The organism is Apibacter mensalis, from assembly GCF_001418685.1.
Classification (GTDB): Bacteria; Bacteroidota; Bacteroidia; order Flavobacteriales; family Weeksellaceae; genus Apibacter; species Apibacter mensalis.
The window spans coordinates 66221-80750 of the sequence record NZ_LIVM01000004.1; the positions used below are offsets into that span (position 1 = coordinate 66221).

General features: G+C 26.7%; 13 protein-coding genes. 9 read left to right on the forward strand and 4 right to left on the reverse strand.

Annotation, left to right across the window (positions count from 1 at the left end):
- Window positions 1-53: 53 nt before the first annotated feature.
- Genes ASC36_RS03735 through pth form a run of 3 tightly spaced genes read left to right on the forward strand, consistent with a single transcriptional unit; the run spans window position 54 to window position 2799 of the window.
- Window positions 54-1439, forward strand: coding sequence for a DUF6056 family protein (locus ASC36_RS03735; protein WP_141656192.1), 1386 nt, complete (start codon window positions 54-56; stop codon window positions 1437-1439).
- 21 nt (window positions 1440-1460) lie between these two features.
- Window positions 1461-2195 carry a glycosyltransferase gene (locus ASC36_RS03740; RefSeq protein ID WP_055425154.1) on the forward strand — a complete coding sequence of 245 codons (735 nt, stop codon included), beginning with the start codon at window positions 1461-1463 and terminating at the stop codon, window positions 2193-2195.
- 37 nt (window positions 2196-2232) lie between these two features.
- On the forward strand, window positions 2233-2799 hold the full coding sequence (gene pth, locus ASC36_RS03745) for an aminoacyl-tRNA hydrolase (RefSeq protein WP_055425155.1): 567 nt from the start codon (window positions 2233-2235) through the stop codon (window positions 2797-2799).
- Window positions 2800-2939: 140 nt separating this feature from the next.
- Here pth and ASC36_RS03750 read toward each other — a convergent pair whose 3' ends face one another.
- A complete protein-coding gene (locus ASC36_RS03750) occupies window positions 2940-3932 on the reverse strand; it encodes a polysaccharide deacetylase family protein (RefSeq protein ID WP_055425156.1) in 993 nt (330 codons plus the stop codon).
- A gap of 648 nt (window positions 3933-4580) precedes the next feature.
- Between ASC36_RS03750 and dinB the strand changes: the two genes are divergently transcribed.
- Window positions 4581-5660: a DNA polymerase IV gene (dinB, locus tag ASC36_RS03755; protein WP_073961204.1), complete on the forward strand. Its 1080-nt coding sequence runs from the start codon at window positions 4581-4583 to the stop codon at window positions 5658-5660.
- A 336-nt stretch (window positions 5661-5996) separates the two neighbouring features.
- Here the strand turns inward: dinB and ASC36_RS03760 are convergent, their stop codons facing one another.
- From ASC36_RS03760 to ASC36_RS03770, 3 genes are all read right to left on the reverse strand, one after another.
- The gene (locus ASC36_RS03760) at window positions 5997-6659 is read right to left on the reverse strand and encodes a helix-turn-helix domain-containing protein (protein ID WP_055425157.1); all 663 of its coding nucleotides are present in this window, start codon (window positions 6657-6659) and stop codon (window positions 5997-5999) included.
- Between the two features lie 9 nt (window positions 6660-6668).
- Window positions 6669-8507: a tetratricopeptide repeat-containing sensor histidine kinase gene (locus tag ASC36_RS03765; RefSeq protein WP_055425158.1), complete on the reverse strand. Its 1839-nt coding sequence runs from the start codon at window positions 8505-8507 to the stop codon at window positions 6669-6671.
- Window positions 8508-8709: 202 nt separating this feature from the next.
- Window positions 8710-9108 carry a hypothetical protein gene (locus ASC36_RS03770; RefSeq protein ID WP_055425159.1) on the reverse strand — a complete coding sequence of 133 codons (399 nt, stop codon included), beginning with the start codon at window positions 9106-9108 and terminating at the stop codon, window positions 8710-8712.
- 350 nt (window positions 9109-9458) lie between these two features.
- Between ASC36_RS03770 and ASC36_RS03775 the strand changes: the two genes are divergently transcribed.
- The 5 genes from ASC36_RS03775 to ASC36_RS03795 all read left to right on the forward strand — a co-directional run bounded on the left by ASC36_RS03775 (window position 9459) and on the right by ASC36_RS03795 (window position 14480).
- Complete coding sequence (locus ASC36_RS03775) at window positions 9459-9770, forward strand: hypothetical protein (RefSeq protein WP_055425160.1); 312 nt, start codon at window positions 9459-9461, stop codon at window positions 9768-9770.
- A 190-nt stretch (window positions 9771-9960) separates the two neighbouring features.
- Complete coding sequence (mutL, locus tag ASC36_RS03780; protein WP_055425161.1) at window positions 9961-11718, forward strand: DNA mismatch repair endonuclease MutL; 1758 nt, start codon at window positions 9961-9963, stop codon at window positions 11716-11718.
- Window positions 11719-11755: 37 nt separating this feature from the next.
- Entirely contained in the window at window positions 11756-12535 is a 780-nt protein-coding gene (locus ASC36_RS03785; RefSeq protein WP_055425162.1) for a rhomboid family intramembrane serine protease, read from the forward strand.
- A 9-nt stretch (window positions 12536-12544) separates the two neighbouring features.
- Window positions 12545-13450, forward strand: a complete 906-nt coding sequence (locus tag ASC36_RS03790) for a rhomboid family intramembrane serine protease (protein WP_055425163.1) — start codon at window positions 12545-12547, stop codon at window positions 13448-13450.
- Window positions 13451-13517: 67 nt separating this feature from the next.
- A complete protein-coding gene (locus ASC36_RS03795) occupies window positions 13518-14480 on the forward strand; it encodes an endonuclease/exonuclease/phosphatase family protein (protein ID WP_167336868.1) in 963 nt (320 codons plus the stop codon).
- The last annotated feature ends 50 nt before the right edge of the window (window positions 14481-14530 follow it).

The following is a 14530-nucleotide window of genomic DNA, read 5'->3' on the forward strand; positions in this document are numbered from 1 at the left end:
CATATCAAAAAAAATGTATCTTCGCGTTTATTATATTTTATAAGTATTATTACATGAGTCAATCGCGTATATTCAGCATATTTGATAAACTCATTATCCTATTATTATTTGTGGTCACCATTCCACTATTATATCTTTCTTTTTATAATGAACCTTCGGCTGATGATTATACATATGCTATAAAATTATGTAAAAATTCTTTTTTTTATACACAATATTATGAATATATGCATTGGGGTAGCAGATACATTGCTACAGCCATTTTAATTGCAGATCCAATCCATTGGGGCAGTTTCTTCGGGTATAGAATGATTTCTGCTTTAATGATCGTATTATTTATATGTGCTTCCTATTTTATGTTTTATCAGCAGGTGAAAAACAAAATATTATCAATTAAACTTGCATCAGTACTGTCTTTTGTATATATATTTCAATTACCCGAAATTAATTCAGCCTTTTATTGGCTTTCCGGAGCAGCTACCTATCATCTTAGTAACATTTTGTTTGTATTATATATAGGATTTTCTGCTAAGATTTCTAAGAAAAAAAAATTAGGGAACCTGATTCTATTTCTTCTGATTTTCCTTATTGTAGGCTGTAATGAAATCTCCATGATTTATTTGCTTTTATACAATTTTTTATTGCTTACATATAATTTTAGTAAAACTAGGAATTTTTTTACCCTATATTTTTATCTTTTTGTATGGACAGGACTTTTAACGATTTTTATACTAATTGCACCGGGAAATTATGAGCGTTCCCATTCTGTAATCAATCCCTATTCATTTTCAGAGATTATATTCAGATCATTAAAAAAAACAATAGTAATAATTTTTAGATATTCATTCCTTTCATTTTTAATTATATTCTTGGCATTCTATAATCTTAGAAAACCTTTACAAAAAATGAGATTTACATGGCTGTCTCTTCCTTATTATTTTTATACACCTCTATTTTTAATTGTAATATTTATAGGGTGCTTTCCTAGTATATACACCTTAGGAACTTATCCTCCTTTAAGAACGGTTAATGTAATATTTTTGATGATTTTGATATTATTAATGATTTTCTGTCACAAATTAATAAATCGTTCATTTATAAATAAAATTCATCTGCCTCAGTTTTTAATAAATATTTCTTTGCTAATTCTAGTTTTAGGTTATACTTTTGCTATTAGAGATAGTGAAGACTATGATTTTAGTAATAATATTTACTATTCATACGATGATATAGTTAGTGGTAAAGCAAAAAAATACAAAGAAGAAGTTCATAAAAGATATGAGATTATTCAAAAATCTAAGGAAGATACAGTATATTTGTCTCCAATACAAACTAAACCACGAATCATATATCATTCCGATTTAAGTCATGATCCTAAACATTTTTATAATGCTTCCATGGCTGAATATTTTAATAAAAAAGCGATCATAATTAAATAATTAATATATAATACATAAATCATGAAAACTAATTGTGTAGTTGTTCCTTGTTATAATGAAGAATTCAGACTGCCCATTAAAGAATTTGAAAAAAGTCTTGCAGAAGAAAATAATCTTTCCTTTTGTTTTGTAAATGATGGCAGCACGGATCAAACATTAAAAATATTAAATGAATTAAATCAAAAGTTTCCTGATAAAGTTTTGGTAGTCGATAAAAAGCAAAATGCAGGAAAAGCAGCAGCAATTTTTACTGGGATCAATGAAGCTTTTAAGTGGAAAAATTTTGATATTTTAGGATATTTAGATGCCGACCTTGCCACATCAGTTGATGAATATTGTCGTATATGTTCATACATGAAGGGAAATATTATTTTTGTTTTTGGTTCCCGAGTTAGGAGAATCGGTTCACAAATAAAAAGAAAATTACATCGTCATTTAATTGGAAGAATTTTTGCTACTTTATCCAGCTCTATGTTGGATTTACCTGTATACGATACTCAATGTGGAGCAAAAGCATTCTCCAATGAAATAGCAAAAAAGATTTTTACAGATCCATTTATATCCAATTGGAGTTTTGATATTGAAATTTTCTTTAAATTCATGAATATTGTTGGTAAAGAAAATGTAGAAAAAAGAGCAAAAGAAATTCCTTTAGAAGCATGGAGAGATGTAGGTGATTCTAAAGTAAAATTTTCTTATTCTTTAAAGCTTCCTTTTGAACTGGTAAGAATAAAAAGATATTATAAGAAAAAATAATTATTTTTATAGTATTAAGATTAATAATCTAAATATTATGAATAAATACCTGATAGTAGGCTTAGGAAATATAGGAGAGAGATACAGCAATACTCGGCATAATATAGGTTTTTTAATAGTAGAAAAATTAGTTCAAAAATTAGGTAGTACTTTTAAAGCACAAAATTTCGGTCAAGTTTGTGAAACTTCATACAAAGGAAGAAAAATTTTTATACTAAAACCCGATACCTATATGAATTTAAGCGGTAATGCAGTTAAATATTGGATTACGAAAGAAAATATAAACCTTGAGAATTGTCTTATTATCTGTGATGATTTAAGCCTGCCATTAGGTACAATTCGTATAAAATCTAAAGGGAGCAATGCGGGACATAATGGATTAAAAAGCATTGAAGAAAAGTTACTTACCCAACAATATCCACGTTTTCGTTTTGGAATTGGAAATAACTATTTAAAAGGTAAACAAGTTGAATACGTTTTAGGAGAATGGGATGAAGAAGAAAAGAAGGTCCTAAGTGAAAGAATCGATACCGGTTCAGAAGCAATACTGTCCTTTATTTTCTCAGGGTTAAATAATACTATGAATCAATATAACGGTAAGTAAAATTCATATAATAGGTTGTTAAAATAATAATTATAACACTTGTATTTAGATCAAAATCAATACATACGTAATGTCAAATGATAATTTAGATGTGTATTTTTATATATTAAAGACTTAAAAACGCCAAAAAAGTCAAAAGATTATTTAATTTTTTCTGCAGATAAAATAGGGTACTTATCAAGAGTTTCAAATATATATTGCTTATCATTTTTCAAAGCAGAAATAAATTTCTGTAAAGAGTCAGCATATTGAGGTTTATCAAACATTCTGTCATGCATCAAGATTACTATTGAGTTGGGGTAATGTGTTCTACCACTTTTCAAAGTGTTTTTTACTTTTTTAATCATTTCAGAAGCACTTTCCACCGGAATATTACTATGAACAAACCTCCATTCCAAATCCCATCCAAATATAGAATAACCTATAGAATCCAGCTTTTTGGCAACATCGAACGCCGATGACTCTCCTTTGATTTGATGATTTACTGCCCAGGTGTTTCTGCCGGGAAGTCGAGCTAGCTTATGCTTAAGTTTTAATTTACTTTCAGCCGTTAGAAAATCTTGTAGAGCATTTTTAGCATTCTTATAAAATAAACTATACTTATTATTTGCATGAGTATCACTATGATTGCAAACTATAAATAAGGGGTTATCATTTAAAGAATCTACCAATTTTTCTCGTACTAATCCCGTATTATGAACACCAATCATGAAAAAAGTAGCTCTTACGTTATACTTTTCTAATATATTTTTGCAGTTATAGGTACCCGGTAATTGTGGTCCGTCATCAAATGATAAATATATGTAATATTTATTCGATGAATCTTTTGCAATTCCTTTATCAGATTTTAATCCGAAAATTTTATTATGATCGTTACGTTCTTTAGTTGCACTATCATGTCTATGAGCATTTTTACTATCAGAATGATTAAGATTAATTAATGAATCTTTTTTAACCAGAAGATTACTATGTTTTTTTGATTTGTTATGTGATATAACTGAATCTATATGAGAATTTGAATCTGAAATAGAAGTATTAAGCTTTTCAGATATATTATTTAATTTTTTTTTATCTTCTTTCTTACAACTAAGTAATCCTATAAATAAGATTACAATAAAACAATATAATTTCATATGTATAGCTTAAAATTTCAAAAAAATTTTAAAAAAATATTCCCGTCATAAATCATGCCATTTTTAATTAATAAGTAATTTATAGCCTTATTATTATAATATTTTTACTTATTTGATTCTGTCTTTTCTTTTGTATAAAAAATACCAGAATATGACCTAATTATACTAATGTGTAATTAAAAATTTTTCATTCATAAAAGGTTATAAAAAAATTTAAAAAAAACTGATATTGCATGTATTAACTTTATATAACTTAAAATAAAAATTATGTTTGAAAATATTCGGATAATTTTGAGTAATAACATGTAGTAAGTGTAATTAACTCATAAAAATATTGGTTAAATATACATACAATACAAAAAATATTCTCAAATTAATTTTAGAAATAAATTATAGTAAAAAATTCTATTACAAATATATATTTATTAGATTAGGGGGGGATTAATTTAGTACAAAATATTTCATAATTTAACTACCATTTTTGGAAATATCATTTTTATTTAGGTTAATTTAACTATTAAAAGTCTTTCATAATTAAATTAATATCTAATTTTGTGGAGTAGAAAATTGAACAGTCAATCATATATCTATAATAAAGTTAATACAAAATTATATTTTTAAAGAGACACCTTTCGTAATTATATCATTGTGCGTAAAATAATTCATATAGATATGGATGCATTCTATGCTTCAATAGAGCAAAGGGATCATGAAGAATTTAGAGGAAAACCTTTGGCCGTTGGATTTTCAGGAGAAAGAGGAGTAGTAGCAGCAGCCAGTTATGAAGCAAGAAAATTTGGGGTTCATTCAGCAATGTCCTCCAAACAAGCAATTCAACGGTGTCCGAATCTAATTTTTACTTCCGCACGATTTGAAATTTATCGTTCTGTTTCAAAACAAATAAGGAATATTTTTTTTCAATATACAGATTTAGTAGAACCTTTATCTTTTGACGAAGCATTTTTAGATGTGACTAATAGTTTGAAAAATAAGGAATTTGCCAGGGATATTGCTAAAGAAATTAAAGATAAAATTTTTAAAGAAACAGGGTTGACAGCCTCTGCCGGTATATCATTTAATAAATTTCTTGCAAAAATAGCTTCGGATTATAATAAACCTGATGGATTATTTATAATTACTCCACAAAAAGCAGAAAAATTTGTTGAAAATCTTAGAATTGAAAATTTTTTTGGAATAGGTAAAAAAACAGCAGAAAAAATGCATCAGTTGGGAATAAATACCGGATGGGACCTTAAGCAAAAATCTGAAGAAGAACTTATTAAACTTTTTGGTAAACAGGGGAGTGTATATTATTTAAATGCCAGAGCAATAGATAACAGGGAAGTTAATCCCAATAGGATACGGAAATCAGTAGGATCAGAAAATACATTGATGGAGGATACAAATTCTTTACCTAAATTATGTTCTGAATTAGATTCCATCTGTAGAGACGTGTTACAAAGAATGAATAAAATTTCTTTTAAGGGTCGAACAGTTATTTTAAAGATTAAATATTCAGATTTTAAAGTAATTTCAAAAAGTAAAACTATTACAAGTTTTATTACTGATTTCCCTCTGTTATATAAAATTGCCTTAGAATTACTATATACTGTCAATATAGATAAAAAAATTAGGTTAATTGGAATAAGTATTAAAAATTCTAAATCCGAATTAATGGAGGATATGCAGAAAAATTTTCAGTTAAAAATTCCTTTTAAAGATTTTTAATTAAACAATTTTTTATATAAAATTTTTTAATTATTATATCATTGGAAACTGGTCTAAACTAAATTATTAATTTAGTTGAAATACAAAGTTAAAATAAATTTGAATTTTGTTGAAAATGGTAAAAAAAACATGGCTAATATAAATTAACCACGCTTTTCAACTAACTATTAATATATTTATTAAAACAATAGGATATAAAAGTTGTCATATAATTATATTTTTTATATACACAACATTTATATACATAATATGATTAAAATAATAGCAAATATATGCTTGGTAGGCTATTAAATTTTATGGATATCCGTAAATACTTGTAAAAAATGTAAAATTTTTTTAAATGATTCCTAACTCAATTATTAAACTTAATAATTGTTTAGTATCTTTAGCGTTAAAAGAAGCTCTTAACAAGGCAAGTCTCTTTTCAATAGAGCTCTCGCTGTTAGGTACTATTTGTTTCTCTTTTAAGTGGTGTTCAACCTCTTTTTGGGTATACCCTTGAGAAAGCAATTTTAACAAGTTGATATCATACTCCGTTAATTCATATAAATTGTTTTGAGCTGATTTGTAATTATCATTGGAAATATAGGTCTCATTTTGGTTTACAGATATTATGGCTTTTTGTAATTCTTTTGTATCATTTCTTCCCTTAGTAACATATCCATTAATTTTATATCTGTCAAACATAGATTTTATTTTATGAAACCTGTTTTCAATCGAAAAAACTATAACTTTAAGGTCGGCTTGTTCATTTTTTGCTGCAAGTATTAAATCTTCTCCACTTTCTAGTGTTTGTACTCTGTAATCCGAAGCAAAAGACAAATCGGTTATTAACAAATCATAAGGTTGATGATCTATAATTGCTCTTTTAATTTTCAACAATGCTTCATCGCAATAAAAAGCTTGGTCAATAATTGGAATTTTTAATTCCTCAACAGTTTTTTTAACCCCTATATTATAACTGTCAAAATCCTCAGAAATAAGTATTTTTTTAAACATTAGTATAAATTAGATTGAAATAATAATTTTTATTGCTAAGCCTATCTTTTTTTCGTGATCGATAAAAAAACTTCCCTGTATCGGATTTAATCTATCTTTTATGTCTTTTAAATCTTTGTTAGGGATACCACCTGACCCTGCTAAACCTACCCCATTATCTGAATATTCAATCGAAATTATAGAGTCTTCATTTTTAAATTTTAATGTAACAATATCGGCTTGGCTGTGTTTTTTCATGTTAGTCATTAATTCTTTAAGAATATAGTATATTTCTTCCTTTTTATCATCAGAAATATTTTCCCAGATATGAGGTTCATTACCAATTAATATAATTCGTGTATTTTTTGCACCGTAAGGTTTTATCATGTTTCGTAAAGTAATTGAAAACTCTTCTTTAGAATCTATTTTAAATTCAGCATCATGAGAAATATCCCTGGATTTATGATATAATATTTCTAATTCATCAATTATTTTAGTGGGTTTTGCATCAGAATTATTTTCAAGTTGTACCATCAAAAAGTAAATTCCATTAGCAACTTCATCGTGAATCTTTTTAGAATATTTCAATTTTGTTCTATGTACTTCTTCGATTTTTTCTTGTCTGAATTTAGCTTTTCTTCTTCGATACCAAAATATTAATAATATTAGAATTAAAATGGTAAGACATGTTGCAGAACCAAACATAACTTTTTGTTTTAGTAAAAGGTAGTTTTTTTGAGCATTTTCAGCCTTCAATAAGGCATTCTCTTCTTTGTTTCGTTCTACTTCATAACGTATTAAAGCAAACTGATTTTTAGCTTGAGTTCTTTTTAAATTAATTTTATCACTTAACTTAATATATGCATTAAAATAATTTTTTTCATGAGTCGAAGGGGTGTCCAACAGAATAATTTTTTGCATCGCTGCCAATTGATCATCTATATTACCCAGTTTTAATGCGATATCATACATTTTATTTGCATGGAAAATTGCCTTTTTAATACTTGTTTTTTCGAAATATTCCGATAAATGATAATGATTAGCTATTTGTCCGATGGTATCGAATGCTTTTTTTCTTATTTCTAAGGCTTGGTAAAAGTCTTTATCTGCCTTGTAGTTTGAGTTAAAAAGCCATTTAGCATAAGCTAAGTTATCAGTTATACGTGCTTGAAGAAGGGGGCGATTATTTATAAATGGATCTTTGCTTAAATTCGTTAAAATTTGTATGGCATTATTATAATTTCCGGCTTTAATATTTACCACTGCACCATTGTTCTTTATGTTAATTTCAGATATCTTATTAGTTGAAAAATTCAAAGCCAAATTATAATATTTTATTGCTTGATCATAATCTTTTTGTTCGGTTTTAGATATTGCAAGACAATTATATACAGCAGATAATGATGTGTTATTTTGAGAATTTTTAATATATTTTAATGCTTCAACAGCTGTTTCTTCGCTTCCTATGTAATCTCCCTCATTAGCTTGGATGATTGCCATATTAATTAAGCTTTTGCCGATAAATATATTATTATTGTTATTACTATTATTGTCAATTGAAAAAGCTTCTTTCGCATGATTAAAATAATAAAATGCGCTGTCACTTCTATTTTTATTTAAATAATAATGCCCCATTTGAAAATATATATTGGCCAACATTAAATTATTTTTAATTTTTTTTAGCTTATATATCTGCTTATAAGTATATTGAATGGATTCATTGGTATAGTTATTAAAAGAAATAGTTTTAATTTTTGATAATTTAATTGAATTATCAGATTTTTTTTTCCGTAAGGTAAAATCCTTGCAGGAAGGGAAGTAAAGTAATAAAATAATAGTGTAGGATAAAAATATAATAAAAGTTTTCATTTTTCCCTGAATATAAAAATATTAATTTATCATGTTAAAAGTTATTATATGGGCAAAAGTTATATTTTGTAAGCAATTTAGAGATAATAATAAAAAAAGACAAGGAATAAAATTATTCCTTGCCATATAAATATCTATAAACTATTGGAAAATTAAATTATCTTATCTAGTTTATGATTCTATCATTTTTTTATGGATTGAATTACCATACCGGTATTTGCGCAGTTTCTCCGCTAATATCCATTCTTCTAACGGGATTTTGTGCAGTTTCCCCGCTAATATCCATTTTTCTAACGGGATTTTGTGCAGTTTCTCCGCTAATATCCATTCTTCTAACGGGATTTTGTGCAGTTTCCCCGCTAATATCCATTTTTCTAACGGGATTTTGTGCAGTTTCTCCGCTAATATCTATTTTATAAAGTTTATTTCCTTGATTTTCTGAATTATTTTCCCCTGTATTTGTATTATTAATTAATGTTGCTTCAGTAGCGCTATCTGCTGAGAATGACTTTTGCATTGGAATATCATTATAATCGTCGCTGCATGACACTATAAATAAGCTTAAAAATAAACTTAATACGGATATTGATATTTTTTTCATGTTTGTTTAATTTTTACATAAATAATATGGTATCTAAATATTATTAGATAAATAATTAGTTATTTATCAGCATTGAAATTCACCTTTATGTATAGGGAAGCATGGAATAATAGGCAGCAGATTAATAGGCTTCCCATATCTATTGATATGCTGCTACTTTTTTATTCCTTATTAGAATACATTTAGTACCTTTGCTATAAAATATACTAATAAAATTTAAATACAAATTAACTGATAATATAAAGCAAAATAAAGACATATTATAGACTTTTTAAAGACATGTTATAAGTTTTAATACAAATTTTATTGTTTGAAATAAAAGGTATTTACTAACTATTTGAACTTAATATATGGGGTATAAAGAAGTAATAAAGAAAATAGTCTATATGGCCTTTAATAAGGCTAAAAAAGAATCATTACTTGTGTTAAAAACACCTCTTTCCAAACATATTTCTTATAAGATAGAAAAAGAATATAAGACATGCATTAGTGAAAAGACATTTATAAGATATTATGATAAATATATAGGAGGAATAGATAACGCTACAGGTGAGCCAAACAGGTATATATTAGATCTATTATGTAAATATATTGGGTATGAAGATTTTGTAGATTTCTATAATAAAGAGGAAAATGAAAAAATAAAAAAGCAGGTAATTTAAAAATTAATAGTATTATGTATTTATTATTTGTTAAAATTAATTTAACAAAATTTAAAACTATACTATAACATATTGATATTAATATTTTTGAGTATATTAAAGTCTACTTATATACAAATTAGAATTATAGGTTTTTTTATTTAGTAAGGTGATACGATGAGGTTTCTAATAGTTTTAATAACTTTGTACTATGCCTGATATAATACACTTACTTCCGGATAATGTATCCAATCAGATAGCGGCAGGAGAAGTAGTACAAAGACCTTCTTCTGTGGTAAAGGAACTTTTAGAAAATGCTATTGATGCAAAAACAACTCAAATACAACTTATAATTAAAGATGCAGGTAGAAATTTAATTCAAGTAGTTGATAATGGAATTGGAATGAGCACAACTGATGCCAGAATGTCCTTTGAAAGGCATGCTACTTCAAAAATTACTACTACTGAGGATATATTTCATATTCATACAAAAGGCTTTAGAGGTGAAGCATTAGCTTCTATCTCAGCAGTTTCCCAGGTTGAATTGAAAACCCGTAAAGAAGAGGATGAAATAGGAACTCATATTATAATAGAAGGAGGCGAAATAATTTCCCAAGTCCCGATAAATACCGCAGTTGGTTCTTCATTTTTAATCAAAAATCTATTTTTTAATGTACCAGCAAGAAGGAAATTTCTTAAATCTAACTCGGTAGAATTCAGACATATTTTAGATGAATTTCATAGGGTGGCATTAGCGCATGAAGAAGTTCATTTCCAATTATTTAATAATGGTGAAGAAATATTAAGGCTTCGTTCAGGAAGTTTAATGCAAAGAATATCTGAAATATTTGGCAGGAAAATTCAACATCAATTGGTACCTATTTCTGAGCAATTGGATTGGATAAAGCTAAGTGGCTTTATAGGTAAACCGGAAAGTGCTAAAAAAGCAAGAGGAGAACAATTTTTTTTCGTTAATCAAAGATTTTTCAGATCATCCTATTTAACTAAGGCTGTACAAGATGCATTCGAAGGATTGATTCCACCACGTTTTTTGCCTTCCTTTTTTCTTTATATAGATATTGATCCGGAAAGGATAGACGTAAATATTCATCCAACTAAGACAGAAGTAAAATTTGAAGATGAGACATCTATATATGCATTACTAAAAACAGCTATTAAGAAATCTTTAGGTATATATAATATAGTTCCAAGCTTGGATTTTGATCAAAATCCTGAATGGAGTTTTTCTCTGGCTAGAAAAGATAATCCTGTTGTAGAACCTAAAATAAATATTTGTACTACCTATAATCCATTCGATAAAATTCCTAATAAACCTACCGTTGAGGAAAAACTAAAGTTAAATGAATTATATACTTCGTCCAGGCAAGAAATTTTGACTTCGGATTTATTTGATAATTCTTTTGAAAATGCCAATGAATCATTATTATTGCGTTTATCTAATGGTAGATGGATAATTGAAAAAGATTCAAATTTATGGATTTTAGATCCCTATAGAATTCATCAAACTGTTTTATATGAAAATCGTATGAAAAATTTTAAGGGAAATGTATTAAGTCAACAATTATTGTTTCCAATAGAAAGACCCGTTTATGATCTTGAAAAAGAGAAATTAGATTCAATTAAAACTTCATTATTTGCTGAAGGATTAGATATGGAGATAGAAGAAGATTTATTAACGATAACTGCAATTCCTTCGGATGTATTACAAGAAAAAATAATTGAATTGATAGATAATTTATTAAATGAATTATCAGAACATTCAGAAGAAGAATTTTCTATATTTTTTAGTAAAACAATTTCGAAAGTTTTCGCTAAAAAAAGAAAAGAATTTATACAGCCTTCTCATTTAATACCTTTATGGGAGAATTTTATAACTTTAGGATGTCCTAATTATAATCCTTTTGGAAAAAGAAATTATGAAATAGTAACCATGCCGAATTTTGATTAGTAAAAATCCATTCAAAATAATTAAAATACTAAAAATAATGAATAGAGCGATACCTACGGTAACTAAAAATCTTTTACTATTAAATACCATATTTTTTATAGGAACATATATATTGTCCGTTCGCGGAATAGATTTAACGGTTATCTTCGGTGCATATTTTCCACTTTCACCCAATTTTCATTGGTACCAAATCATTTCACATATGTTTATGCACGGAGGATTTACGCACTTTTTTTTCAATATGTTTTCATTGTGGATGTTCGGATCAGCTGTGGAACAATCCTTAGGACCCAAAAAATATTTGATACTGTATTTCGTTTGTGGATTAGGAGCTTTTGCTTTATTCAACATGGTGAATTATTTTGAATTTAAGCAAGTATATGATTCTTTAGTTTCTGCCAATGTTCCTTTAAATGAGGTAAGTAAATATGCGAAATTAAGTTATGAAATAACAAATAATAATTTGGAACAAAAAGCATATGCCTGGTTAAATACTTTACCCAAAGGTACAGATCAATATGCAGCAAGTAAGCTTTATATAGATTTAGTTACTCCAATGGTGGGAGCCAGTGGAGCCATATATGGAATTTTAGTTGCCTTTGGAGTTATGTTTCCTAATTCTGTATTAATGTTAATTTTTCCCCCCATTCCTATGAAAGCAAAATATTTTATCCCAATCATGGTTTTATTAGAGCTTTACTTAGGACTACAGCAATCGCAGGGGGATAATGTTGCGCATTTTGCTCATTTGGGCGGAGCCGTTTTCGGATATTTTATGACCCGTCATTGGGTGAAAAACAGATATCGTTGGAACTAAATTAATTGTATGGATAAAAGGATAGTAAACATATATGATTATTATAAAAAAGGAACAGAAGGATTTAAAATTATTTTTATATCCGTATTATCCTCATTTATATATTGGACATTAAATTTTATTTCAATTGAAATATTTGATTTTTCAATAACCTCATATTTATTAGTATCTGCCTATAATATATTCCCCTTTGTTTGGACAATTATAACTTTCCCTTTTATTTACAATAATCCTTTGGATTTGATTGTTACCGCAATGATTATTTATTTTGTGGAAAAAATTTTCAAAATTTATTTTAACGGTCAAAGTTTTTTTAAATTTTTTATTTGTGGAAATTTAACAGGATGTTTAGCCTTTATAATTTCTAATGTATTATCTGGTCAGGAATATAGCTTTTTAGGAGGAAGTATATTAGGGGCTTATAGTTGCTTGTTTGCAATAATTTCATATGATCCTAAAATGAAAATATCTTTGTTCCCTATACCTTATCAAATGCCGCTTTATGTTGCTGGAATAGTGTTTTTATTTTTCGACATTATTTCTTTAATAAACTTTAGTGAGCTAATAGGAATATTTATAGCGAGAATAACAGCTGCAACTTTTGGATTTTTTTATATGAAAGTTTTTCAAAAAGGAAATGATTTTCTAGAACTTTCAATTTTTAATTTTAAGAAATTTGAAAAGAATATGGCTTCTTACTTTAATAAGTTATTTAAACCTAAATTTAAAATTGAAAAGAACAAACAAGAGAAAAATAAGTCGAACCATACAAGACCATTATCCGACGAAGAATTTAACTCTATAAAAGTTAAGAAACAAAAACAGATTGATACTATATTGGATAAAATATCTAAAAGCGGATATGATAGTTTAACAAAACAAGAAAAAGAATTTTTATTTAATTCATCTAAGTGAAATATTGCCGAAAATGATTTTTATAAATAATAGTAAATTAAAGTATCTATTTCTTATAATACATAGCGTGATAGCTATTTTGTTGTGTATTACGTATTTAAATAAATTTATTGAACCTAAAATATTTCCTTATTTAGGCTTACTGGCTCTTATATATCCTATATTAATTGCTATTTATCTTTTGTTTACTATATACTGGATTATAAAAAGAGAAAAGGTTTTTATTCCCTTCTTTATATTTACTTTCTTTCTACTATTTCCTATAAAAAAATTTGTTCATCTTGGGGAAGCAAATCATGAGCAAATCACAAATAATGAGCTTAAAATTTTAACTTATAATATTAGATACGCAAATAATAATAAAGATTTACAAGCACTGGAAAACTATATTACACAAAAAGATGTTGATATTGCATTTTTTCATGAGATATATACTAGGCAATGGAGATCAAAAGAAATATTTTTAGCAGAAAGATATAATGCTGCCTTTGATTTGATTGGAATATCATCGAAATATCCAATAATAAATGAACAAAAAATAATTCTACCGAATAATGGATTTGCAGGTATGGTAGATATTCAAAAAGATCAAGATATAATTAGATGCTTTAGCATATATTTGGAGCCTATGTATCTTAATAAAAATATTTTTAAAATCAGTACTATAGCACAGTTAAAAAATAACTTAGAAATAATAACTGATAAATTATTAAAAGGGTTTAAAAAACATGAAGTTCAAATAGATTTACTTACCAAATATATAAAAGAATCACCCTATCCCGTAATTGTATGTGGAGATTTTAATTCTGTGCCCTTGTCTTACGAATACTTTACCTTAAAAAAAGATTTGGTAGATGTATTTGAAAAAAGTGGAAAAGGTCTGGGATGGACATTTTATGATTATTATTATCCTATTAGAATAGATTATATTTTTGTAAATAATGATTTTAAATCAAAATTATGTTATGTAGATAGAAACGTTAATTTTTCAGATCATTATCCGGTATTAGCAACTCTTGAGTTAAAATAATGGGCTAAATATATTCTCATATTTTAATTAAATTAACAGTATATAAAAAA

Bases quoted from the DNA above. Each gene is read 5' to 3' on its own strand.
- ASC36_RS03775 (WP_055425160.1), top strand. From the start codon at position 9,459: ATGGGGTATAAAGAAGTAATAAAGAAAATAGTCTATATGGCCTTTAAT.
- pth (WP_055425155.1), top strand. From the start codon at position 2,233: ATGAATAAATACCTGATAGTAGGCTTAGGAAATATAGGAGAGAGATAC.
- ASC36_RS03770 (WP_055425159.1), bottom strand. From the start codon at position 9,108: ATGAAAAAAATATCAATATCCGTATTAAGTTTATTTTTAAGCTTATTT.
- mutL (WP_055425161.1), top strand. From the start codon at position 9,961: ATGCCTGATATAATACACTTACTTCCGGATAATGTATCCAATCAGATA.
- ASC36_RS03790 (WP_055425163.1), top strand. From the start codon at position 12,545: ATGGATAAAAGGATAGTAAACATATATGATTATTATAAAAAAGGAACA.
- ASC36_RS03750 (WP_055425156.1), bottom strand. From the start codon at position 3,932: ATGAAATTATATTGTTTTATTGTAATCTTATTTATAGGATTACTTAGT.
- ASC36_RS03785 (WP_055425162.1), top strand. From the start codon at position 11,756: ATGAATAGAGCGATACCTACGGTAACTAAAAATCTTTTACTATTAAAT.
- ASC36_RS03765 (WP_055425158.1), bottom strand. From the start codon at position 8,507: ATGAAAACTTTTATTATATTTTTATCCTACACTATTATTTTATTACTT.
- ASC36_RS03740 (WP_055425154.1), top strand. From the start codon at position 1,461: ATGAAAACTAATTGTGTAGTTGTTCCTTGTTATAATGAAGAATTCAGA.
- ASC36_RS03735 (WP_141656192.1), top strand. From the start codon at position 54: ATGAGTCAATCGCGTATATTCAGCATATTTGATAAACTCATTATCCTA.
- ASC36_RS03760 (WP_055425157.1), bottom strand. From the start codon at position 6,659: ATGTTTAAAAAAATACTTATTTCTGAGGATTTTGACAGTTATAATATA.